At 73.3% G+C, this 22,545-nt stretch carries 21 protein-coding genes; 10 read left to right on the forward strand and 11 right to left on the reverse strand.

What is annotated here, in order from left to right:
- Positions 1-65: 65 nt before the first annotated feature.
- From ACIBJC_RS23155 to ACIBJC_RS23165, 3 genes are all read right to left on the reverse strand, one after another.
- Positions 66-1,538 carry a hypothetical protein gene (locus ACIBJC_RS23155; protein ID WP_399295375.1) on the reverse strand — a complete coding sequence of 491 codons (1,473 nt, stop codon included), beginning with the start codon at positions 1,536-1,538 and terminating at the stop codon, positions 66-68.
- Between the two features lie 54 nt (positions 1,539-1,592).
- Complete coding sequence (locus ACIBJC_RS23160) at positions 1,593-1,943, reverse strand: STAS domain-containing protein (protein ID WP_399295377.1); 351 nt, start codon at positions 1,941-1,943, stop codon at positions 1,593-1,595.
- A 162-nt stretch (positions 1,944-2,105) separates the two neighbouring features.
- Positions 2,106-2,795, reverse strand: coding sequence for a TetR family transcriptional regulator (locus ACIBJC_RS23165; protein ID WP_399295379.1), 690 nt, complete (start codon positions 2,793-2,795; stop codon positions 2,106-2,108).
- 229 nt (positions 2,796-3,024) lie between these two features.
- Between ACIBJC_RS23165 and ACIBJC_RS23170 the strand changes: the two genes are divergently transcribed.
- The 4 genes from ACIBJC_RS23170 to ACIBJC_RS23185 all read left to right on the forward strand — a co-directional run bounded on the left by ACIBJC_RS23170 (position 3,025) and on the right by ACIBJC_RS23185 (position 7,264).
- Positions 3,025-4,470 (forward strand): glycosyltransferase family 4 protein, encoded by a 1,446-nt coding sequence (locus ACIBJC_RS23170; protein WP_399295382.1) that lies wholly within the window; start codon positions 3,025-3,027, stop codon positions 4,468-4,470.
- Between the two features lie 85 nt (positions 4,471-4,555).
- Entirely contained in the window at positions 4,556-5,329 is a 774-nt protein-coding gene (locus ACIBJC_RS23175; RefSeq protein WP_399295384.1) for a methyltransferase domain-containing protein, read from the forward strand.
- Positions 5,326-6,438 (forward strand): prenyltransferase, encoded by a 1,113-nt coding sequence (locus ACIBJC_RS23180; protein WP_399295386.1) that lies wholly within the window; start codon positions 5,326-5,328, stop codon positions 6,436-6,438. Before ACIBJC_RS23175 ends, ACIBJC_RS23180 begins: the two co-directional genes overlap by 4 nt.
- Positions 6,439-6,643: 205 nt before the next feature.
- Positions 6,644-7,264, forward strand: coding sequence for a hypothetical protein (locus ACIBJC_RS23185; protein WP_399295388.1), 621 nt, complete (start codon positions 6,644-6,646; stop codon positions 7,262-7,264).
- Positions 7,265-7,389: 125 nt separating this feature from the next.
- Here ACIBJC_RS23185 and ACIBJC_RS23190 read toward each other — a convergent pair whose 3' ends face one another.
- The 4 genes from ACIBJC_RS23190 to ACIBJC_RS23205 all read right to left on the reverse strand — a co-directional run bounded on the left by ACIBJC_RS23190 (position 7,390) and on the right by ACIBJC_RS23205 (position 12,185).
- Positions 7,390-8,181, reverse strand: coding sequence for a hypothetical protein (locus tag ACIBJC_RS23190; protein WP_399295390.1), 792 nt, complete (start codon positions 8,179-8,181; stop codon positions 7,390-7,392).
- Positions 8,182-8,513: 332 nt separating this feature from the next.
- Positions 8,514-9,452 (reverse strand): N-acetylmuramoyl-L-alanine amidase, encoded by a 939-nt coding sequence (locus ACIBJC_RS23195; RefSeq protein WP_399295392.1) that lies wholly within the window; start codon positions 9,450-9,452, stop codon positions 8,514-8,516.
- Between the two features lie 77 nt (positions 9,453-9,529).
- On the reverse strand, positions 9,530-10,129 hold the full coding sequence (locus tag ACIBJC_RS23200) for a class I SAM-dependent methyltransferase (protein ID WP_399296013.1): 600 nt from the start codon (positions 10,127-10,129) through the stop codon (positions 9,530-9,532).
- 256 nt (positions 10,130-10,385) lie between these two features.
- Positions 10,386-12,185, reverse strand: a complete 1,800-nt coding sequence (locus ACIBJC_RS23205) for an MFS transporter (protein WP_399295394.1) — start codon at positions 12,183-12,185, stop codon at positions 10,386-10,388.
- Between the two features lie 381 nt (positions 12,186-12,566).
- Here ACIBJC_RS23205 and ACIBJC_RS23210 point away from each other — a divergent pair, with 381 nt between their 5' ends.
- Positions 12,567-14,216, forward strand: coding sequence for an MFS transporter (locus tag ACIBJC_RS23210; protein ID WP_399295396.1), 1,650 nt, complete (start codon positions 12,567-12,569; stop codon positions 14,214-14,216).
- Between the two features lie 106 nt (positions 14,217-14,322).
- Here the strand turns inward: ACIBJC_RS23210 and ACIBJC_RS23215 are convergent, their stop codons facing one another.
- A complete protein-coding gene (locus ACIBJC_RS23215) occupies positions 14,323-14,499 on the reverse strand; it encodes a hypothetical protein (protein ID WP_329827364.1) in 177 nt (58 codons plus the stop codon).
- 59 nt (positions 14,500-14,558) lie between these two features.
- Positions 14,559-15,773, reverse strand: a complete 1,215-nt coding sequence (locus ACIBJC_RS23220) for a hypothetical protein (protein ID WP_399295399.1) — start codon at positions 15,771-15,773, stop codon at positions 14,559-14,561.
- Between the two features lie 185 nt (positions 15,774-15,958).
- Between ACIBJC_RS23220 and ACIBJC_RS23225 the strand changes: the two genes are divergently transcribed.
- The 5 genes from ACIBJC_RS23225 (at position 15,959) to ACIBJC_RS23245 (ending at position 20,883) form a co-directional block, all read left to right on the forward strand.
- Positions 15,959-16,996: an ABC transporter substrate-binding protein gene (locus tag ACIBJC_RS23225; protein ID WP_399295401.1), complete on the forward strand. Its 1,038-nt coding sequence runs from the start codon at positions 15,959-15,961 to the stop codon at positions 16,994-16,996.
- Positions 16,997-17,156: 160 nt separating this feature from the next.
- On the forward strand, positions 17,157-17,993 hold the full coding sequence (locus ACIBJC_RS23230; protein WP_399296015.1) for a Nif3-like dinuclear metal center hexameric protein: 837 nt from the start codon (positions 17,157-17,159) through the stop codon (positions 17,991-17,993).
- Positions 17,990-18,733, forward strand: a complete 744-nt coding sequence (locus tag ACIBJC_RS23235; RefSeq protein WP_399296017.1) for a zinc ribbon domain-containing protein — start codon at positions 17,990-17,992, stop codon at positions 18,731-18,733. Before ACIBJC_RS23230 ends, ACIBJC_RS23235 begins: the two co-directional genes overlap by 4 nt.
- Before the next feature lie 7 nt (positions 18,734-18,740).
- Positions 18,741-19,940, forward strand: a complete 1,200-nt coding sequence (locus ACIBJC_RS23240) for a bifunctional RNase H/acid phosphatase (protein ID WP_399295403.1) — start codon at positions 18,741-18,743, stop codon at positions 19,938-19,940.
- 70 nt (positions 19,941-20,010) lie between these two features.
- The gene (locus ACIBJC_RS23245) at positions 20,011-20,883 is read left to right on the forward strand and encodes a GNAT family N-acetyltransferase (protein ID WP_399295405.1); all 873 of its coding nucleotides are present in this window, start codon (positions 20,011-20,013) and stop codon (positions 20,881-20,883) included.
- Positions 20,884-20,926: 43 nt separating this feature from the next.
- Here ACIBJC_RS23245 and ACIBJC_RS23250 read toward each other — a convergent pair whose 3' ends face one another.
- A complete protein-coding gene (locus tag ACIBJC_RS23250; RefSeq protein ID WP_399295407.1) occupies positions 20,927-21,556 on the reverse strand; it encodes a bifunctional 4-hydroxy-2-oxoglutarate aldolase/2-dehydro-3-deoxy-phosphogluconate aldolase in 630 nt (209 codons plus the stop codon).
- A gap of 91 nt (positions 21,557-21,647) precedes the next feature.
- Positions 21,648-22,463 carry a peroxide stress protein YaaA gene (gene yaaA / locus ACIBJC_RS23255; RefSeq protein WP_399295409.1) on the reverse strand — a complete coding sequence of 272 codons (816 nt, stop codon included), beginning with the start codon at positions 22,461-22,463 and terminating at the stop codon, positions 21,648-21,650.
- Between the last annotated feature and the right edge of the window lie 82 nt (positions 22,464-22,545).

Raw genomic sequence — 22,545 nt, forward strand, 5'->3', positions numbered from 1 at the left:
GGTGGCGTGTGGGTGCCCCGTGCGTGGGGCGCCCACACGTCACGCCGTACGCGGGGAACCGGCGGTCAGCGGGCGGGCGCGAGCCGCTCGTACACCGTGACCCTCCGGCCGCGGACCTGCTCGTCGGCCACCGCCGTGAAGTACTGCTCCAGCACCGAGGCCTTCATCCGGTCCCGCGCTCCCCGCACCGGTCTCGCCACCCCTGGCGCGTCCGTCACCAGCAGGATCCGCCGATGGGCCAGCATCGCGGTGCGTATCAGGACCGGGTGCGCCTCCAGACCTTTCAGCGTCCCGGACTTCCGCGGGCTCTGCGTCAGCGCGATGTCCCGCAGACCGGCGAAGGCGTTGGGCGAGACGGACGCGGTGTCCCGGCGCGCCGACGGCAGGAAGAGCACCGCACCCCCGGGCTCCTTCAGCCGCCGCACGTCCGACGCTATGGCCAGTACGTCGTCCGGCCGGCCTGCCGGGGACCGCTTGGCCAGCGACTGCGGCAGCAGCGCCACCATCGCCACGGCGACCACCGCGGGGAGGATCCACGCCGACGCTCTCGGCAGGCGCGGCTCGGCCGCCCGTATCGCGGAGCCGACGGCCGTACCGATCAGCAGCGCCAGACCCAGCAGGCTGAAGAGGATGTACCGGTCCAGGAAGAGCGGCCGGATCAAGGAAAGGCCGATGAGGCCGAGCTGAGGCACAGCCAGCAGCGGCAGCCCGACGGCCGCCACCGAGGGCCCGCCCGCCCGGGGCCGGTCCAGCAGGGCACCGACGCCACCGATCGCCAGCAGGACCGCGGGGCCGATCATCATGTGCCAGCTCAGCGGCGGTATCCAGGACACCTGTGCGGACTGGCTCCCGCTGAAGAGGGCCAGCGGCAGCACACCCGCCACGGCGACCGCGGAGGCCGTCGCCCAGCGCGCCCACACCCCGCGCCCGGCGCGCGTCCAGAGCAGCGTCGCCAGATGGGCCGGCAGGATCATCAGCGAGAACCAGTTGAGCAGCCCGCACAGCAGGACGGTGGCGCCGTACGCGGCCCAGTGCACCGTCCGGGCGCGCCCCTGGAGCACGGTCACGAGCAGCAGGGTCGAGATCCCGGCCCCGGCCGCGACCAGTGCGTACGGACGGCCCTCCTGGAGATGGAACTGCACGGCCGGAAGCAGCCCGAACGCCATCCCTCCGGCCAGCCCCGCCCACCGCCCGGCCAGCCGGTGGCCGATGGCCGCCACACAGGCCGCCGCGACCCCCATGGCCAGCACCGAGGGCAGCCGCAGGGTGGTCGTACCGGGCCCGAAACACGCGAACAGCCCATGCATCAGCAGGTAGTAGAGCCCGTGCACGACATCGACGTTCACCAGCATGCGGCATATCTCGGCCGTGGAGCGCTGGGCCACCTGCCAGGTCGCGGCCTCGTCCCGCCACACACTGTCCTGCCGGGACAGCCCCCAGAAGCCGAGGGCGAGGGTCCACAACACCGGGATCAGCCGGACGAGAACGGAGTGACGCGGACGGGGCTGCGCGGATCCCGGCGCCTTTGCGGTGAACATGCGCCAATTGAACAACCGTGCGACCGCTGGGGGTGCGTCAGACACGACGGCGCCCTAGAACGTGTCGGGCCGGGGGAGACCGGGGGCGGTGTCGCACGGGGTCGTCAGGTGGGTGAAGGTCCGGGTGACGTCGAGTACCCGCCGTACCGGGGGCGAGCAGCGGAGCAGGGTCAGGTCACCGCCCGCCCTGCGGCTCGCGCGGCGCTGGCCGAGGAGAAGGCTGAGGCCCGTGGAGTCCATGAAGGGCACCTGGCTTAAGTCCACTTCGACGTACCGGTGCGCCAGTGGGGCCAGGGCGGCGAAGAGGTCGGGGCCCGTGTCGCAGTCCAGTTCGCCGCGGACCCGCACCAGAACGCGGTCCTGGCCGGTGACGATCTCGACGCTGAGAGGGGCATACGGCGGCACGGCAGTGATGGGGGACCTCACTCCTCCGGTGAACGGGCGGCGAACGGGCGGACACAACGACCGAGCACGGTACACCGCCCGCTACGTGGAGTTGACGCCCGCTCACCCGGACGCACCCGCCGGTTCCGTACGACGGCGGCCTCCCGCCCCCGGACGGAGCACTCAGCGCGGCTCCGCGGCGCCCCGTGCCGTCAGGTCGAGGAGCCTGCTGGCCGTCTCGATGTCGGCCCGTACCTGCGCGACCGAGGCGCGGCCCGACAGCCAGGCGATCAGGGTCGCGTGCCAGGTGTGCTCGATGACCCGGACCGCGGAGAGCTGCTCCGGCGTCGGGTCCTGCGGCGTCCGCGCGGGCGTCCCCGTCCGGGCGGGCGTCGCCCTCCGGGCGGCGGGGGTCCGGGGCGCGGCGTGGGAGGCCATCGCGTCCAGGATGATCGCCGTCGTCTGCCGCGACACCGTCTCCACCTCGCCGCTCACCCCCCGGTCCGCGAAGGTCAGCGCCCTGACCATCGCGTCCGCGAGCTGGGGATCGCGCTGGAGCGAGCGGAACGCCCGGAGCAGCGTCCCGGCGACCCGCTCCGACGGGGTGTCACCGGCCGGGGGCCGTCTGCGGAGGGTGGTGTGGAGGATGTCGAGCTGGTCCTGCATCGTCGCGACCAGCAGATGGACCTTCGAGGGGAAGTACCGGTAGAGCGTGCCGAGGGCCACCTCCGCCTCCTCGGCGACCCCGCGCATCTGTACGGCGTCGAACCCGCCCCGGCAGGCGAGCCGCGCCGTGGCGTCCAGGATGCGCCGCCGCCGGGCCTCCTGACGCTCCGTCAGCGCGGCCGTACAGGGGCGCGAGGCCGTTGCCATCGGTTGCCGCTCCCTTCGGGGCTCTGCGGGCGCACAGTACGGGCGCACAGCATGGCAGACCCCGCCGTGGCGGGAATCACCTGTGGGGGCTCGTGCGCCGACGCTACCTGCCGGTAGATTCGAGGGCCGCGGGCGGACGGGTCTGAAACTTGTTCTAGATCGTCGGCAGCGGTTACGCTCCGGCGAATCCGTCGGAACACGGAGAACGCAGTGATGAAGGGGGCCGAGTGTGACCGCTGAGGCCATAGCGGCGGGCACCGGGCCGGAGTCCCAGGACGACCGGGGCGGCAGAGGCGGCAGCGGCGGCGAGGACGGCGGAGGCGGCGGCGAACGGCCGCTGCGCGTCGCGCTCCTCAGCTACAAGGGCAACCCCTTCTGCGGCGGCCAGGGCGTCTATGTACGCCATCTCTCCCGCGAACTCGCCCGCCTCGGCCACAGCGTCGAGGTCATCGGCGCCCAGCCCTACCCCGTGCTCGACGAGGGCGTAAAGCTCACCGAGCTGGCCAGCCTCGACCTCTACCGGCAGCCCGACCCGTTCCGTACGCCGCGCCGCGACGAGTTCCGCGACTGGATCGACGCCGTCGAGGTCGCCACCATGTGGACCGGCGGCTTCCCCGAACCGCTGACCTTCTCGCTCCGCGCCCGGCGCCATCTCGCCGCCCGCGCCGGGCGGTTCGACGTCATCCACGACAACCAGACCCTCGGGTACGGGCTGCTCGGTGACCTCGGCGCGCCGCTGGTCACCACCATCCACCACCCCATCACCGTCGACCGGCGGCTCGATCTGGACGCCGCCGAGGACTGGCGCCGCCGGGCCTCCGTACGCCGCTGGTACGGCTTCACCCGCATGCAGAAGCGCGTCGCGCGCCGGCTGCCGTCCGTCCTCACCGTCTCCGGCTCCTCCCGGCAGGAGATCACCGACCACCTCGGGGTACGGGCGGACCGTATCGACGTCGTGCACATCGGCGCCGACACGGAGCTGTTCTCGCCGGACCCGGGCGTCCGGGAGATCCCCGGCCGGATCGTCACCACCTCCAGCGCCGACGTCCCGCTCAAGGGCCTCGTGCATCTCGTCGAGGCGCTGGCCAAGCTCCGTACCGAACACCCCGACGCGCACCTCGTCGTGGTCGGCAGGCGCGCCGAGGACGGTCCGGTCGCGCAGGCCATCGAACGGTACGGGCTCGAAGGCGCCGTCGAGTTCGTCAAGGGCATCTCCGACGCCGAGCTGGTCGATCTGGTGCGGGGCGCGCAGGTCGCCTGCGTGCCGTCCCTGTACGAGGGCTTCTCGCTGCCCGCCGCCGAGGCCATGGCCACGGGCACCCCGCTCGTCGCCACCACCGGCGGGGCGATCCCCGAGGTCGCCGGGGCGGACGGGGAGAGCTGCCTCGCCGTACCGCCGGGCGACGCGGGCGCGCTCGCCGCCGCCCTCGGGCGGCTGCTCGACGACGCGGAGCTGCGCGCCCGGCTGGGCGCGGCGGGCCGCGAGCGGGTGCTCGCGCGGTTCACCTGGGCCAGGGCCGCCCAGGGCACGGCGGAGCTGTACCGCGAGGCCATCGCCCGGCAGGCGCACAGCAGACGGGGCCTGCGGACCACCGCGCCCGCCGCCGGGCCCGTGACCGCCGTACGTACCGACGTGCCCCGTACCGACCCTCCCCGCGGCGGCGGACGCCGCTGATGGTCGGCCCGTACGTCCGTACCCGCCCCTGCCACTTCTCCCGCCTCCGCCCCCGCTCCTTCGACCGCGAAAGCAGGACGACCCTGTGCTGACCGTCGACTTCACCCGCTTCCCGCTCGCCGCGGGCGACCGCGTGCTCGATCTGGGGTGCGGCGCAGGCCGGCACGCCTTCGAGTGCTACCGGCGCGGCGCTCAGGTCGTGGCCCTCGACCGGAACGGCGAGGAGATCCGCGAGGTGGCCAGGTGGTTCGCCGCGATGAAGGCGGAGGGCGAGGCCCCGGAGGGCGCCACGGCCACCGCCATGGAGGGCGACGCGCTCAACCTGCCGTTCCCCGACGAGTCGTTCGACGTCGTGATCATCTCCGAGGTGATGGAGCACATCCCCGACGACAAGGGCGTGCTCGCCGAGATGGTCCGCGTGCTGCGCCCCGGCGGCCGGATCGCCGTCACCGTGCCGCGCTACGGCCCCGAGAGGGTCTGCTGGGCGCTCTCCGACGCGTACCACGAGGTCGAGGGCGGCCACATCCGCATCTACAAGGCGGACGAACTGCTCGGCCGGATGCGGGAGGCCGGGCTCAAGCCGTACGGCACCCACCACGCGCACGCGCTGCACGCGCCGTACTGGTGGCTCAAGTGCGCCTTCGGGGTCGACAACGACCAGGCGCTGCCGGTCCGCGCGTACCACAAACTGCTGGTCTGGGACATCATGAAGAAGCCCCTCGCGACCCGGGTCGCCGAGCAGCTCCTCAACCCTGTGGTCGGCAAGAGCTTCGTGGCGTACGCGACCAAACCGCACCTGCCCGCGGCAGCCGTTACGCCGGTGCCTTCCGCGGACGCCTCAGCGGCGGCCGTCAAGTGACCTGGCCCAGCTTCGGTTCCGGGGCCGGCACCGGTCCCGGCGCCACGGAGCACCTCGTCCTGCCCGGCGTGCTCACCGCGGAACAGGCCGCGCGGACCGTGGCCGGGATCCTCGCCGTCCAGCGGCCCGACGGCGCGATCCCCTGGTTCCGCGGCCACCACCTCGACCCGTGGGACCACACCGAGGCGGCCATGGCGCTGGACGCGGCGGGCGAGCACGAGGCGGCGGCGCGCGCCTACGACTGGCTGGCCCGGCGCCAGAACGAGGACGGCTCCTGGTACGCGGCCTACGCCGACGCGGACCAAGAGGTGAGCCTCCCCGCCGACCGGGGCCGGGAGACCAACTTCTGCGCGTACCCGGCCGTCGGCATCTGGCACCACTACCTGGCCACCGGCGACGACGCGTTCCTCGACCGGATGTGGCCCGTCGTCCACGCGGCGGTCGAGTTCGTCCTCGAACTCCAGCGGCCCGGAGGGCAGATCGGCTGGAGGCGCGAGGCGGACGGCACCGCGCTCGACGAGGCGCTGCTGACCGGGAGTTCGTCGGTGCACCAGGCGCTGCGGTGCGCGCTGGCGATCGCCGAGGAACGCGAAGAGCCGCAGCCCGACTGGGAGTTGGCGGCCGGCGCGCTCGCGCACGCGATCTGCGATCACCCCGAGCGGTTCCTCGACAAGAGCCGCTACTCGATGGACTGGTACTACCCCGTGCTCGGCGGCGCCGTGACCGGGGCCCCGGCCACGGCCCGGATCGAGGAGGGCTGGGAGCGCTTCGTCGTGCCCGGTCTCGGGGTGCGCTGCATCCTCCCCAACCCCTGGGTGACGGGCGGCGAGAGCTGTGAACTCGCCCTGGCGCTCTGGGTGATGGGGGAGTCCGACCGTGCGCTGGAAGTGCTCCAGTCCATCCAGCATCTGCGCGCGGACGGCGGGATGTACTGGACGGGGTACGTCTTCGAGGGCGACGAGCGCGGCATGTGGCCCGAGGAGCTGACCACCTGGACGGCGGGCTCCCTGCTGCTGGCGGTGGCCGCCCTCGGCGGCGACGAGGCGACGACCGCCGTCTTCAGCGGCGAGCGGCTGCCGCACGGCCTGGAACCGGACTGCTGCCGCTGACCCGGGCCGACCGTAGGCGACCGTCTTCCCGGGCAGACCGCCTGTGACCGCCTTCCCGGGCGGCCCCTCGGTGACCGCCTTCCGGGCCGACCGCCGGTGACCGCCTTCCGGGCCGACCCTCCGTGACCGACCCGAACGGCCCAGTCCGCGTGGCGGCGGGCCCGGGCGGCGGTGAGGCTACAGGCAGTCTGCCAGGGAGGTTCCCATGTCCGACACCCCTCACATACCGGGCGCGCCCCGGGTGACGGTGCGCCGCGCCGCACTGGCCCTGCTGCTCTCCTGCGCCCTGCTGCTGACGACGGCCGCGTGCGGTGGCGCCGCGTCCCCCCGGGCCGAGAAGGCCGCCGGAGCCGCCCAGGTGGCACCCGCCGCCGATGTGGCGGCGGCCTCGCCCACCAGCTCGGCCGAGAAGCAGAAGTTCGCCAAGACCCGCTTCGTCGCCAACGCCGCTCTCGCGGCCGGCGCGACGTACCAGTGGATCATCAAGCCGTACAAGGCGGGCAAGTTCAAGAAGGGTGCGAAGGGGCGGAGGTTCGCCCTGGTCAAGGCGGCGCTCGCCGGCGCCTTCACCTACAACAGGCTCAAGGCGGCGACCAAGAACGCCAAGGCCGATCCGCTGCTGTCCAAGGCCGTGGCACCGCTGTCGGCCGGGATCGCCTCGCTGAAGGGGCTCGCCACGAAGCTCCGCAAGGGCGACGCGAGCGGCACGGACATCAGCAGCTTCGAGAAGACCATCACGGGCATCAAGAGCGCAGGCGAGAGCGCGGGAGCGCCGGTGAAGAACAAGGTGCCCTCGCTGTCCCAGCTCACCAGCGGCTCCGGCTGACCGAAGGTACGCGGGGCCGGTGGCACGCGGAACCGGCAGCACGCGGGACCGGACGGAAGAGGCCCTGGTCCGGAACGCGAAGTTCCGGGCCAGGGCCTCTTCCGTACGCCTGACGGAGCGGGCGGTCAGCCGCGCTGGATGCCGGAGGTGTCCTGCAGAACGCCGCGACGGCCGTCCTGCGTCTGGGCCACCAGGCTGGGGCCGCGCTGCTCGACCGCCAAGTACCAGGTGCCGGGCGCCAGTTCGGCGATCGGGGACGGCGAGCCGTCCTCGCCGAAGAGCGGGCGCGCCACCGGTACGGCGAACCAGAACGGCGAGAAGTCGCCCGCCGGAGCCGCCCCGCCCTGGGACGGCTGGGCCTGCTGCGCGGCCGGCTGGGCACCCGCGCCGAACGGCTGCGGCTGGCCCTGCGTACCGTACGGCTGCTGGCCGCCCGGGTAGCCGTAACCCTGCGCCGGGCCGCCCGGGGCCCCGCCGTACGGCTGGGGCGTCTGCGGCTTCGGGGGGCCGACGAGGGCGACCTTCAGCGCGGGGACGAGCGGGGTCGCCACGGCGGCGCCCGCGAGGGCGACGGCGCTGAAGAAGCCGAGGATCTGGCCGCCGCCGGCCTTGCCGTCACCGAGCAGGTACCAGAGCGAGGTCCAGGCGGCGAAGAGGGCGAGCGCGACGCCGAACTGGCCGAGGTCAAGGCCCGCGATCTTCTTCGGGGACTGCGGGAGGGCGTGCGAGACGACAATCAGGGCCGCGGCGATGAGACCGGCGATGTGGACGCTCATCACGACGCCGAGGATGTCCCATGCCTTCGGCCCGCTGCTGAAGCTCGTCGAGTCGTAGAAATTGAGGAACGAGGCGATGAACAGCAACACCGCTGCTCCGATCACCACGCCGTCGCCTCTAGTGAGGGAGCGGATGTTCACGTGAAGAATCCTTCGTCAGTCGTCTCGGCGGGGCGGTCGTCGCGGGCCGCTCAGGGTGCGGTGCACGGTGCGAAGCTCGGGGGCGGCTCCCTATCGTACGGATGAATCTATCGTCTGCCCGATCGGGTCGTCTGCCGGGTATCCGGCCTGGTACCGGGCCGTTACGAGGGTCCGTTATGCGGTTCCGCGACATCGAAGGGCCGTCACAGGGCCCGCTCCGGCCCCTTCCGTGACATACGAGCCAACTGCCGTACCGACTCCCTCACGAACCCCTTCACCAACTCCCCGCCGACTTCCTCACAGCGGTCTCACAGCGATTCACTTCTTCTTCTTTAGTTCTCCAGGAAACCGCTGATGCCGGCCGCCAGTCCCCGGGCCGCTTTCTGCCGCCATTCCGCGTCGGACAGCAGTGCGGCATCGGCCGAATCCTGCATATTGCCGCACTCGATGAAGACCTTCGGGACGGTCGAAAGGTTGAGACCGCCGAGATCCTTGCGTACGTCCAACCCCGTACCGTCGCCCAGGTAGTTGGCCGGAGCGCTTCCGGTTTCCCGGCGGAAATCGCCGACGATGCGCTCGCCGAGTTCGCGGGAGGGGCCGACGATCGCGGAGGTGTCCGCGCCGCCGCCCTTGACCAGGGCGGGCAGGATGACGTGGAAGCCGCGGTTGCCGGACGCGGAGCCGTCGGCGTGGACGGAGACGACGGCGTCGGCCTTCGCCTTGTTGCCGATACGGGCGCGCTCGTCCACGCAGGGGCCGTACGGGCGGTCGTTGTCGTGCGTGAAGGAGACCGTGGCGCCCTGCCGCGCGAGCAGCGTACGCAGCCGCTGGGAGACGTCGAGGGTGAACGCGGCTTCCGCGTAACCGGACTTGGTGGCGGTGCCGGTGGTGTCGCACTCCTTGGTGGTCGTGCCGATGTCGACCTTCTTGTTGATCTCGGTGGGGTGGTCCTTGTTACGGGGGTTGTGGCCGGGGTCGATGACCACGACCTTGCCGGCCAGCGGTCCGGCCGGACCGGCGCCGCCGGGGGCGCCGTCGCCCGGGGCGGCCGTGCGGCCGGACGCGGTGGCGGTGGGGGAGGCGGGCGCGGAGGCGGAGGAGGCGGATCCGGCGGCCGTCGCGGCGGAGGCGCCGGCGCCGTCGGATCCGCCCGTCCCCTGCCACACGAGCCACCCCGCCAGGGCGGTCGGCACCAGCGCGGCGACCGCGACGGTGAGGTGGTGCCGGCCGAAGCGGCGGCGTGCGGGCTGCGGGCTCTCGTCGTACGACACGTCGCGATGCTAGACGTCCCGCCCGCCGATCGGGGGCAGGGCGGGCCCGTGGAGCGGTCAGGGACCCCTCCGACGGGTCAGAGCTCCTGGGCTCCCGCCACCGTACGGCGCAGCACGCGCAGGGTGTCGGTCACCGACACCTCGGTGAAGTCGCCGGACGCGAGGGCCCGGAGCCAGACGCGGTACGGTGCCTGGCCGCCGTCCGCCGGGTCGGGGAAGACGTCGTGGATGACGAGCAGCCCGCCCTCGGCGACCCGCGGGGCCCACCCCTCGTAGTCGCCGCCCGCGTGCTCGTCGGTGTGGCCGCCGTCGATGAAGACGAGACCGAACCGCCCGTCGCCCCAGGCGCGCGCCACCCGCGGCGAGCGGCCGACCACCGCGATCACGTGGTCCTCCAGACCGGCCCGGTGGAGGACGGAGCGGAAGACCGGCAGCGTGTCCATCAGGCCGGAGACGGGGTCGACCAGCTCCCGGTCGTGGTACTCCCAGCCCTCCTGCTGCTCCTCGCTGCCGCGGTGGTGGTCCACGGTGACGACGACCGTGTCGGCCTCGCGCGCCGCGGCGGCCAGCAGCAGGGTGGAGCGCCCGCAGTACGTGCCGATCTCCAGGAGCGGCAGCCCGAGCGCCCCGGCCTCGGTGGCCGCCGCGTACAGCGCGAGCCCCTCGTGGACGGGCATGAAGCCCTTCGCCGCCTCGAAGGCGGCGAGGACGTCCGGCGCGGGTCCGGGCGCGGGCGCTCCGACGGCTGCGGCCACTGCGGACGTGCCGGACGTGCCAGGCGTGCCGGTCATTTAAGGGTTGCCTCCTCGGACGGATCCGGCGGTGTGCCGGATACCGGGCGCGTCCATGGTGCCGTACGGCCGCGACCGTACGAGGTCCGGGGCAGGGGCGGGGGCCCCGGCCGGGGTACGGGCGCGGCGCACGGGCCGGGTGTCAGGACGTGACGGCCGAGCTGCGCTCCTGCGCGCCCTGTCCCTGGCCGAGGACCAGGTCGACCGCGACCGGGACCCCGTCGCCCCGGTACTCCGCCGGGCACGCGTGGGACGCGTACCCCGAGGCCGTCCCCGCCAGGACGTAGGGCCCGGCGCCCGGCGGCAGCAGCGCGTAGCGGCCCTCCGCGTCGGCCGTGGTGCGGCCCGCCTGCCGGCCGCGCCGGTCGATCAGCGTGACGTTCGCCCGCGCGACCGGCGCGCCGTCCGCGTCCAGCACCCGCCCGGTGAAGCCGCCGGAGCCCGCGACCAGGGTCATGCGGTGCTCGGCCGTCCCGTAGGCGAGCTCCTCACCGGCGGTCTGCGGCTCCGGCCGGGCGGCGGGCCGCTGCCCGGGCAGGAACATCGCCAGCACCAGACCGACCAGGACCGCGCCGGTGGCGATCATGAACGAGATACGGAAGCCGTGCATCGACGGCAGCGCCACCCCGCCCGACTGGACGGAGGTGTGGGCCAGCACCATGCCGATCACCGCGCTCGACATCGACGTGCCGATGGAGCGCATCAGGGTGTTCAGACCGTTGGCCGCGCCGGTCTCCGACGCGTCGACAGCGCCGATGATCAGGGCGGGGAGCGAGGAGTACGCGAGTCCGATGCCCGCGCCGAGGACGACCGAGATGATGACGGTCTGCCAGGCGGCGTTCATCAGGCCGAGGCCCGCCCCGTACCCGAGGGCGATGATCAGCATGCCGATGATCAGGGTGACCTTCGGGCCGCGGCGGGCCGATATCCGCGCGTACAGGGGAGCGGTGAGCATCATCGTCAGGCCGAGCGGCGCCACGCACAGGCCCGCGACCACCATCGACTGGCCCAGTCCGTACCCGGTCGAGGCGGGGAGCTGGAGAAGCTGCGGCAGGACGAGGGTGACCGCGTAGAAGGCCACCCCGATCATGATCGAGGCGAGGTTGGTGAGCAGCACCTCGCGGCGCGCGCTGGTGCGCAGGTCGACCAGCGGCGCGGAGCTGCGCAGCTCCATCACGCCCCACAGCAGCAGGATGACGAGGGCCAGGCCGAAGAGCCCGAGCGTGGTGCCGGAGGTCCAGCCCCAGTCGCTGCCCTTGGTGACCGGCAGGAGCAGGGAGACGAGACCGGCGGAGAGCCCGATCGCGCCGAGCCAGTCGAAGGTGCCGGGGGCGCGTACGGACGACTCCGGTACGAAGACGACGGTGAGCAGGATCGACAGCGCGCCGAGACCGGCGGCGGCGAAGAACAGGGCGTGCCAGTCGGCGTTCTGGGCGATCAGCGCCGCGACGGGCATGGCGAGTCCGCCGCCCACGCCGATGGAGGAGCTCATCAGCGCCATGGCCGAGCCGAGCTTCTCGCGCGGCAGTTCGTCGCGCATGATGCCGATGCCGAGGGGTATCGCGCCCATGGCGAAGCCCTGGAGCGCCCTGCCGACGATCATGATCACCAGGTCGTCGGTGACACCGCAGATCAGCGAGCCGACCACCATGACGGCGAGGCTGGCGAGCAGCATGCGCCGCTTGCCGAAGAGATCGCCGAGGCGCCCCATGATCGGGGTGGCGACGGCGCCCGCGAGGAGGGTCGCGGTCATGACCCAGGTGGCGTTGGCGGGCGCGGTGCTGAGAAGGGTGGGCAGGTCCTTGATGACGGGAACGAGCAGGGTCTGCATCACCGCGACGGTGATGCCCGCGAAGGCGAGGACGGGGACGATGCCGCCGGCTTTGCGGGGTCGTGGGTCCGGGAGCCCTCCGGCGTGCTGTTCGGTCGTCGTCTGCGGCATACGTGCGGCCTCCGGGGCAGAAAAAAGAAAGGCGTACCAGGGGTACGTACGGGGGTGCGGGTCCGGCGGGATCCGGCGGAGTCTGGCGCGGGTCTGTCAGGAGCTGTCAGGTTCTGGCGGGGTCTATCGGGGTCTATCGGGGTCTATCGGGGTCTGGCGGTTTCTGTCGGTGGGGGCGCGGGCCCCGTGCCGCACTGGACACGACCGCGTCGGCCGTAAAGTGCGTGCACCATGAAAGCTTCTCAGTCCAACCCGGGGCGCCGCCGCCGTATTCCGGCTCCGGCGGTCATATTCCGGTAAACGGTGTGTGAACAGGGCGGCCTCGACCGGCCCGTGGCTCCGACGAAATATCCATGTACGGGGCACTCGTCGACTGCGACCATGACAGCCATGGTCCGAGCCTCCTCAGAGTCAGAATTCGAGTCGGAAACCGAAGCCGACGCGATATCCGCTTCCGCAGCCTCCTCCGTACCGACAGCTCTGTCCGTCCCGGCGCCCCCTTCCGTTCTCACCGGCCCCTCCCTCGCCAAGGGCCCTTCTGGTCCCAAGGCCCCTTCCGGCCCCAAGGCCCCTTCCGGCCCCAAGGGCCCCGCCGCCCCGCCGGACCCCGCCGTCCCCGCCGTCCCCGCGACCCCCGCCGGGCGCACCAGACCGGGGGCCCGCACCTGGGCCGTGATCCTGGCCGCCTGCGCCGGGCAGTTCCTCGTCGTCCTCGACGTGTCGGTGGTCAATGTCGCCCTGCCGTCCATGCGCGCCGACCTCGGGCTCTCCGCCCCCGGGCTCCAATGGGTCCTCAACGCCTACGCCATCGCGTTCGCCGGCTTCATGCTGCTCGGCGGGCGCGCGGCCGATCTCTTCGGCCGGAAGCGGACCTTCCTGGCCGGGCTCGCGGTCTTCACGCTCGCCTCCGCGGCCGGCGGACTCGCCCAGGAGGGGTGGCAGTTGATCGCCGCCCGCGCCGTCCAGGGGCTCGGCGCGGCCGTACTGGCCCCCGCGACCCTCACCATTCTCACCTCGGCCGTGCCCGCGGGCGCCGCCAGGACCCGCGCGATCGGCACCTGGTCGGCGGTCGGCGCGGGCGGCGGCGCGGCGGGCGGACTGGTCGGCGGACTCCTCACCGACCTGCTCTCCTGGCGCTGGGTGCTGCTGATCAACGTGCCCGTCGGCGTCCTGGTCCTGGCGGGCGCCGCGCTCTGGCTGACCGAGTCCCGTGACGCCGCGGGCCGCCGCCTCGACCTGCCGGGCGCGACGCTGGTCACGACCGGGCTCGCGGCGGTGGCGTACGGCGTCGTGCAGACCGAGGAGCGCGGCTGGGGCCAGGTGCCGACGCTGCTGCCGCTGCTGGGCGGAGTGCTGCTGCTCGGTGTGTTCGTGGTGGTGGAGGCGCGGACCAGGGAGCCGCTGATGCCGCTGGGGCTGTTCCGGATCCGGGCCGTGTCGGCGGCCAACGCGGCGCTGTTCGTCTGTGGCACGGCCTCCTTCAGCATGTGGTTCTTCATGACGGTGTACGCCCAGAACGTCCTGGGCTACACGCCGCTGGAGGCCGGGCTCGCGCTCGTCCCCAGTTCGCTGAGTGTGGTGCTCGGCTCGAAGCTCGCGCCGCGGCTGATGCCGCGGACCGGGGCGCGCGCCCTCGCGGTGACCGGGACGCTGGTGGCGGCGGCCGGCTTCGGCTGGCAGTCCACGATGACCGCCGACGGAACGTTCCTCTCGGTGATCCTCGGCCCCGGCATCCTGATGATGGCCGGCCTGGGCCTGGCCACCACCCCGCTGGCCGCCCTCGCCACGGGGAGCGCGGCACCCGGCGACGCGGGCCTGGTCTCCGGACTGGTCAACACCTCCCGCACGATGGGCGGCGCGCTCGGCCTGTCCGTACTCTCCACCGTCGCCGCGTCCCGGACGGCGGGCGGCACGGGGCCGCAGGCGCTGACCGAGGGGTACGCGCTCGCCTTCAGGACGGGCTGCGGGGTGCTGCTCGGGGCGGTGGTCCTGATGGTGCTGTGGCTGCCGCGCGCCTCCTCGGACGCCTGACGAAAGACCCCGGGTACCCCCGTGCGTGAACGGCGAGAGGCCGCCACGGGCTTCCGTGGCGGCCTCTCGGCTCTCCGTCGTGTGCGCGGGTCGTGAACGCGGCCCGTCAGGCCGCGTTCCTGCCCTCTTCCGGGCGGCGGTGGCGGCCGTAGGCGGGAGACGTGGAGTCCTCCGCCGGTGCCGCACCCCCGCGGTGCTTACCGAGACCGTCGTTGTCACCGCTGCCCGCGGTCGCCATCCCCTGCGGGCGCTGCTGCGTCGTGTCGGTTCGGGTTTCGGACATGTGGGAAGTCACCCCGTTGTGTTCGCTTCTTGTTCTGTGGCACAGGGCCGGAGGAAAGTCTATCCAGGTGCCCCGCGGCCGGTGAGTGGCGCCTGCTGCAACGGCACCGGCCTGCACATGGCAGGAGTCCGTGGAGAGCCGGACGGTTCCCCGTCGCAGGATTCCGCTTGCGTGGGTTCCGTGACCTTGTCCTGGTGCGGACGGCCGAAGGGCGTTGTTGGATCCGCCGCCGGGCCCGCCGCCGGGTCCATCGGTGCGTCCATCCGTGCGTCGAGTGGCGCGTCCATCGGCGCGGGGAGGGAGGCCACCCCGCACGGCACCGCGTCCGTCGCGTACGGCAGCCGCAGCACCCCCTCCCGGGTCCACAGTCCGGCCCCCGCCAGCCACCCCTGCGGCGCCGGCCGCTGGTGGAGCCGGCGGCCCGCCGGGCGCCACACCCCCACCCAGCTTTCCGCCGGGCCGTCGATCCGCAGCGCCACCGCGCAGCTCTCCGGCATCAGCACCTGCCCCGGCTGGACGGCGAACGGCGTCACCGCGCGGTCCGTGAACCGCAGGCACTCGGGGAACCGCACGGGACGACGGCTCCCCAGCACCCCCCAGCCCAGCCGGTCGTGGCCCGGGGCGTCGGAGCGGATCAGCAGCAGCCCGCTGTCCGGATCCGCCAGCAGCAGACGGTCGTTGCTCTCCTCCGTGATCTGGAGCAGCGGCGTCGCCTCGCCGCCCCGCGCCAGATCCACGGCCACGGCCTTGACCACGCCGTCGGTCTCCCGGTCGAGCGCCAGTATCCGCCCCGTACGGTCGAGCCAGACCCCGCCCGCGCACCTCCCCGGCACCTCGGCGACCCGCTCGGGGCCGAAGGCGCCGCCCGCCACCAGCCAGACCGTGGTGGAGCGGGCGTCCGCCGACAGGGCGTACGCGCGCCGGCCGTCCGGCGACGGCGGCAGCAGTGTCAGCTCCGGGCACCGCACCGCGCCCACCGGGAGCTGACCCGTCCCGGGCCCGGTCGGATAGAGCAGCGAGAGATCGTGCCGGTCCGCGACCCGGCGGCGGACCAGCACCCGCCCGTCGGTCAGCGGCAGCACCTCCGTGTCCGGCTCCTCGGGCTGGTCGAGGGGAAGGGGCACCGCGTACGGCTCCGGCCCGTCGAGGGTCCACCGCTCCGGGAACCACGCGTCCCCGGTGCCTCCCTTGAGGGCCAGCCGGGCGGCGTACGCCCCGTCCGCCGTGACCGTGAACTCCGCGGGCCCCGCCGTCTCGACAGCACAGGCAGTCATTGATCCGTCACCTCCGGCGAAGAAGCTAGTTTTCGTACTTCCTGCCGAACAACACGACACCTCGCACTTCACACATAAGGGTGGCCGTCGCACGATTCGACTGAAAGTGCGGGGGCGGGTGTGCTGGCACAGAGGGCGGCGCTTAGAGTAAGGCGACCCTAAGTGACCCTGTCAGGAGCTTGAAGATGTCCATAAGACGCCGTGGCACGGCCGCCGCCGTCGCGCTCGCCGCCGCCCTCTCCCTCGCGGCCTGCGGCAGCGGCGGCTCCTCCGACAGCGACGCCGGCTCCGGCGACGGAGGCGGGAAGAAGGCGGCCGTCGCCACGGGCGGCAAGGACTTCGCCGACGCGGCTAAGAAGACCGCCTCGTACGGGACCGACGCCAAGGCGGGCGAGTTCCCGCGCACGATCACCCACGCCATGGGCACCACCGAACTCAAGAAGCGCCCCGAGCGCGTCGTCGTGCTCGACGTCGGCGAACTGGACAACGTGGTGTCGCTCGGGGTGAAGCCGGTCGGCTACGCCCCGACCGAGGGCGACGCGTCGCTCCCCGGCTATCTGAAGAAGGGTGCGGGCAGCCCGAAGAACGTCGGCACGATCAACAACCTCAACCTGGAGGCCGTCGCGGCCCTCAAGCCCGACCTGATCCTCGGCAGCCAGCTCCGCGCCGCGGACAAGTACAAGGCGCTCTCGGCGATCGCCCCCACGGTCTTCGCCATCCGGCCCGGCTTCACCTGGAAGGAGAACCACCTCCTCAACGCCCAGGCGCTGGACCGCACCGCCGAGGCGAAGGCCGCGCTGGCCGCGTACGACAAGAAGGCGCGGGCCCTCGGCAAGGAGATCGGGCCGGACAAGCCGACCGTCTCGATGGTCCGCTACATGCCGGACCGGCTGCGGCTGTACGCGAAGGCGTCCTTCATCGGCACGATCCTCGACGACGTCGGCCTGCCGCGCCCCGAGAACCAGCAGGTCGAGGATCTGGCCGTGGAGATCAGCCCGGAGAGGATCGACGACGCGGACGCCGACTGGATCTTCACCGGGGTGTACGGAGACCCGGCGAAGACCCAGCGTGACAGCGCGCGCTCCAACCCGCTGTGGAAGAACCTGAAGGCCGTCAAGGACGGTCACGCCAAGGACGTCGACGACGAGACCTGGTACCTCGGACTGGGCGTGACGTCCGCCGAACTGGTCCTGGACGACCTGCGCGGCTACCTCGTCAAGTAGCCGGGGCGACGGCCGACCGGAGGCGGGGAGCCGGTGGGCGGGGGCGCGGCGGGGCGGGGCGTTGGTGCCTCCCGGGCCGGGGGTACCGGCGGTATCCACAGGCATGGTGGGCGCGACAGCCAGGGCAGGTAGCCTTTGCTCCGTGCCTCCAGTCCCCTCCGTGCCCCGTCTCGCCGACGTAGTCGCCGCGCTCGACGCCCTCTGGCCCCCCGAGCGGGCCGAGCAGTGGGATGCCGTCGGCACGGTCTGCGGCGATCCCGACGCCCCGGTCACCCGCGTCCTGTTCGCGGTCGACCCCGTCCAGGACATCGCCGACGAGGCCCTGCGGCTCGGCGCCGATCTGATCGTCACCCACCACCCGCTCTATCTGCGCGGTACGACGACGGTCGCGGCGTCCACCTTCAAGGGCCGCGTCGTGCACACCCTCATCCAGAACGGCATCGCGCTGCACGTCGCGCACACCAACGCCGACAGCGCCGACCCCGGTGTCTCCGACGCCCTCGCGGGCGCCCTCGACCTGCGGGTCGTACGGCCCCTCGTCCCGGACCCCACCGACCCCGCCGGGCGGCGCGGCCTCGGCCGGGTCTGCGAGCTGGACCATCCCGCCACCCTCCGCGACTTCGCCGCCCGCGTCGCGCACCGGCTGCCCGCCACCGCACAGGGCATCCGCGTGGCCGGCGACCCGGACGCCCTCGTCCGTACGGTCGCGGTCAGCGGCGGCTCCGGCGACAGCCTCTTCGACCAGGTCAGGGCGGCCGGCGTCGACGTCTTCCTCACCGCCGACCTGCGCCACCACCCGGTCTCCGAGGCCACGCAGCACAGCCCGCTCGGGCTGGTCGACGCCGCGCACTGGGCCACCGAATGGCCCTGGTGCGAGCAGGCCGCCGCCCAGCTCGACGAGATTTCCGACCGCCACGGCTGGGACCTGCGGGTCCACGTCTCGAAGACGGTCACCGACCCCTGGTCAGCCCACCACTCCTCAGGAGCCCCCAACTGAACGCCGCGCCCGCAGACCAGATCCGACTCCTCGACGTCCAGGCCCTCGACGTACGACTGTCGCAGCTCGACCACAAGCGCACCGCGCTGCCCGAGCACGCCGAGATCGAGTCGCTCACCAAGGACCTCGCGCAACTCCGCGACCTGCTGGTCGCCGCGACGACCGAGGAGAGCGACACCGCCCGCGAGCAGACCAAGGCGGAGCAGGACGTCGACCAGGTGCGCCAGCGCGCCGTACGGGACCAGCAGCGTCTGGACTCCGGCACGGTCACCTCGCCCAAGGACCTGGAGAACCTCCAGCGCGAGATCGTCTCCCTCGCCAAGCGCCAGGGCGATCTGGAGGACGTCGTCCTGGAGGTCATGGAGCGCCGCGAGTCGGCGCAGGAGCGCGTCGCCGAGCTGACCGAGCGGGTCTCCGCCGTCCAGGCCAAGGCCGACGACGCCGCCACGCGCCGGGACACCGCCGTCGCGGAGTTCGACGCCGAGTCCGCGACCGTCACCAAGGAGCGCGGCATCGTCGCCGGTTCCGTACCGGCGGACCTGCTCAAGCTGTACGAGAAGCTCCGCGTCCAGCAGGGCGGGGTGGGCGCGGCCCGGCTCTTCCGGCGGCGCTGCGAGGGCTGCCAGCTGGAGCTGAACATCACCGAGGTCAACGAGGTCAAGGCGGCTGCCAGGGACGCGGTGCTGCGGTGCGAGAACTGCCGCCGCATCCTGGTCCGCACCGCCGACTCGGGGCTGTGACCCCCTGATGCGGACGTTCATCGTGGAGGCGGACGGCGGCTCCCGGGGCAACCCGGGGCCCGCGGGTTACGGCGCCGTCGTCCTCGACGGGACCACGGGTGAACCGCTCGCCGAGGCCGCCGAGTTCATCGGTGTCGCGACGAACAACGTCGCCGAGTACAAGGGCCTGGTCGCCGGGTTGAAGGCCGCGAAGGCGCTGGACCCGGGCGCCCGGGTGCGCGTCCGGATGGACTCCAAGCTCGTCGTCGAGCAGATGTCGGGGCGCTGGAAGATCAAGCACCCCGACATGAAGCCGCTGGCCGCCGAGGCGGGACGGATCCTGCCGTCGGGCCAGGTCACGTACGAGTGGATCCCGCGCGAGCGGAACAAGCACGCGGACCGGCTGGCCAACGAGGCGATGGACGCGGGCAAGCAGGGCCGCCAGTGGGAGGCCTCGGCCTCCACGGCGGCCCTCGACGCGGGCGCGGCACGCTCGGCCGCCTCCGCCTCCGCCGCCGCAGCCCGTGAGCCCGCCCGTGAGGCGGAGGACGTCCCGCTCTCCTCCGAGTCCTCCTCGTCCGTCGGCTGGGGCGCCGCCGACCTCGGCCCTCCCGCCACCTTCGTCCTGCTCCGGCACGGCGAGACCGCCCTCACCCCCGACAAGCGCTTCTCCGGCAGCGGCGGCACGGACCCCGAACTGTCCGCCATCGGCCGCCGCCAGGCCGACGCGATCGCCACCGCGCTGGCCGCGCGCGGCACCGTCCAGGACATCGTCTCGTCCCCGCTGCGCCGCTGCCGCGAGACGGCGCAGGCCGTCGCCGACCGGCTCGGTCTCGACGTACGGATCGAAGAGGGCCTGCGCGAGACGCACTTCGGCGCGTGGGAGGGCCTGACCTTCGGCGAGACGCAGGAGCGGTACCCGGACGACCTGACGGCCTGGCTCGCCTCGCCCGACGTCGAGCCGACCGGCGGCGGCGAGAGCTTCGCGACGGTGGGACGGCGCGTCGCGGCGGCCCGTGACGCCCTCCTCGACCGCTACCGGGGCCGTACGGTCCTGGTGGTCACGCATGTCACCCCGGTCAAGGAGCTGGTACGGCTGGCCCTCGGCGCCCCGCAGGAGTCGCTGTTCCGGATGGAGCTGTCGGCGGCGTCGGTCTCGGTCGTGGCGTACTACGCGGACGGCAACGCGTCGGTGCGGCTCTTCAACGACACCTCGCACCTGCGCTGACGGCCAAACGACATGGCCTAGCCCCAAAGGGCTTGGCCAGGGACGGGTCCGCCGTAGGACGATGACCGGCATGAGCTGGCAACTGACCGACGACGTCGAAGAGTTCCGCGGCGCGGCGGACCCGTACCTCGCGGCCGACGCCGCGCGTCACACCATCCTGCTCACGGTCAGCGAATCGCTGCGGACCGGAGGCGTGGCGTACGCCGGGCCCGTACGGTTCGGCTGGTGGCGGGAGACCGCGGACGCCCCGGTGACCGGCGCCTTCCTGGAGACCCCGCCGCACCCGCCGTTCCTCGGCACGATGCCGGCGCGGGCCGCCGCCGAACTGGCCAGGACGCTGGGCGGCACCCCGGCGGGCCACGGCACCCCGCCGTCGGGCGTACGGGGCCGGGTCGCCGACGTCGAGGCCTTCGGCGCCGCGTGGACGGCGCGGCGGCCCGGCGCGGGGAACGCGCCCCCGTACCGGCTCTCCGACGGTATGCGGCTCTTCCGGCTGGGCGAACCGACCCCGCCGGACCCCGCGCCCGAGGGCCGCGCGCGGTACGCGGCAGCCCAGGACATCCCCCTGGCGGTGGAGTGGCTGACGGCGTTCGCCGAGGAGATCGGGGACCCGCCCGCGCGCGACCGGAGGGCCCTGGCGGTCGCCCGGATCGAGGAACGGCGGCTGCTCCTCTGGGAGGTGGACGGCGTCCCGGTCTCCCTGGCCGGCCACGCCCCGCTCATCGCCGGGCAGATCCGCGTCGCCCCCGTCTACACGCCGCCCGCCCACCGTGGACGCGGATACGCGGCGGGGGTGACCTCGGCGGTCGGCGAGGCGGCCCTGCGGACGGGCGCCGACGAGGTGCTGCTCTTCGCCGACAACGCCAACCCGACGGCCAACGCCCTGTACCAGCGCCTGGGTTACCGCCCGGTGAAGGTGTACGCCACGGCGGAACTCGCCTGAATCCGGCCATGACGGAGGCGGTTCAGGATCGTGATGGGGCGGCTCAGGCCCCGTGCTTCCCGCCCAGCGCGGCGGCCTCGCGCGCCAGCGTCTCGACCCGGGCCCAGTCCTTCGACGCGAGCGCGTCCGCCGGGAGCAGCCAGGTACCGCCGACGCAGCGCACGTTGGGCAGGGCCAGATACTCCGGCGCGGAGGCGAGGGTGATGCCGCCCGTGGGGCAGAAGCGGGCGTCGGGGAGCGGTCCCGCGAGCGACTTCAGATAGGGCCTGCCGCCCGCCGCCTCCGCCGGGAAGAACTTCATCTCCGTCACCCCGCGCTCCAGCAGCGCCACGACCTCGGACGTCGTCGACACCCCCGGCAGGAACGGTACGCCCGAGTCCCGCATCGCGGTCAGCAGCGTCTCCGTCCACCCCGGGCTGACCAGGAAGCGGGCGCCCGCCGCCACCGACGCGGTCACGGCGCCGGGTGTGAGGACCGTGCCCGCGCCGACCACCGCGCCGGGCACCTCCGCAGCGATCGCGCGGATCGAGTCCAGCGCGGCGGGCGTCCGCAGCGTCACCTCGATGGCGGGCAGCCCGCCCGCGACCAGGGCGCGGGCGAGCGGTACGGCGTCGGCGGCGTCGTCGAGGACGACGACAGGGATCACGGGGGCGAGGTCGAGCACGGAGGTCATGGGGTCATCCTGCCGCTCGCCCTCACGATGCGCAATGCCCGTTGCGCAGGGCGCAACGGGCCGGTCCGGGTCCCCGCCAGTGGACCTGCCGTCAGTGGATCTCCGTGACGACGACATCCAGCGCCCAGGGCCGCCCCGCCCGCGCCGGAGCCGTCGCCTCCACCGCGTACCCCAGCTCCCGCACCGTCTCCACCAGGTGCGCGGGATCCTTCGGCCGGGCGCCCGCGGTCAGCAGATCCCGTACGAGCCGGCCCTTCGTCGCCTTGTTGAAGTGGCTGACCACCGACCGCTTCTCCACGCCGGTCACCGGATCAGTCTGCGCGTGCAGCACCCGTACCGTCGCCGTACGGCTGGCCAGTTCGCCCTTCGGCTTCCACGCCGTCGCGTACGCCGACGACCGCAGATCCAGTACGGGACCGCCCCCGGCCTCCTCCGCCGCCGCCGGCAGCGCCGACTCCATCGGCGTGCGCCAGTGCGCGCCCAGCGCGCCGAGCCCCGGCAGCCTCACCCCCATCGAGCAGCGGTAGGAGGGGATACGGTCACCGATCCGTACCGCGCCCCACAGCCCGGAGAAGACCAGCAGCGACTTCCCCGCCCGCCGGCGCGCGGCCGGGTCGAGCGTGGCCAGGCCCAGCGCGTCGTACAGCACGCCGGTGTAGATCTCCCCGGCCGGCCGGGTGCCCGCCGTGCGCAGCTCCACGTTCTTGGCGATCTCGCCGCGCAGCCCCTCGCTCAGCCCGAGTACCTCGCGCGCCTTCTCCCGGTCGGCGGCGCACAGCTCCACCAGCTCGTCCAGTACGGCGGCGCGCGCCCCGGCCAGACCGGGCAGCGACAGCGACTCCGGCTTCAGCGGAGCGCCGCGCCCGGAAGCGGCCTTTCCTTCCGACGGCGGCAACAGCACGAGCACGGTGGTTCTCCTCGGAGGTCGGAGGGCGTGACGGAACCGGACGACGGGGTGCGGCCCACGCGTCAGCGTAGGTGAACGCCCG

The sequence above is a fragment of the Streptomyces sp. NPDC050509 genome, assembly GCF_044457965.1.
Taxonomy (GTDB): domain Bacteria; phylum Actinomycetota; class Actinomycetes; order Streptomycetales; family Streptomycetaceae; genus Streptomyces.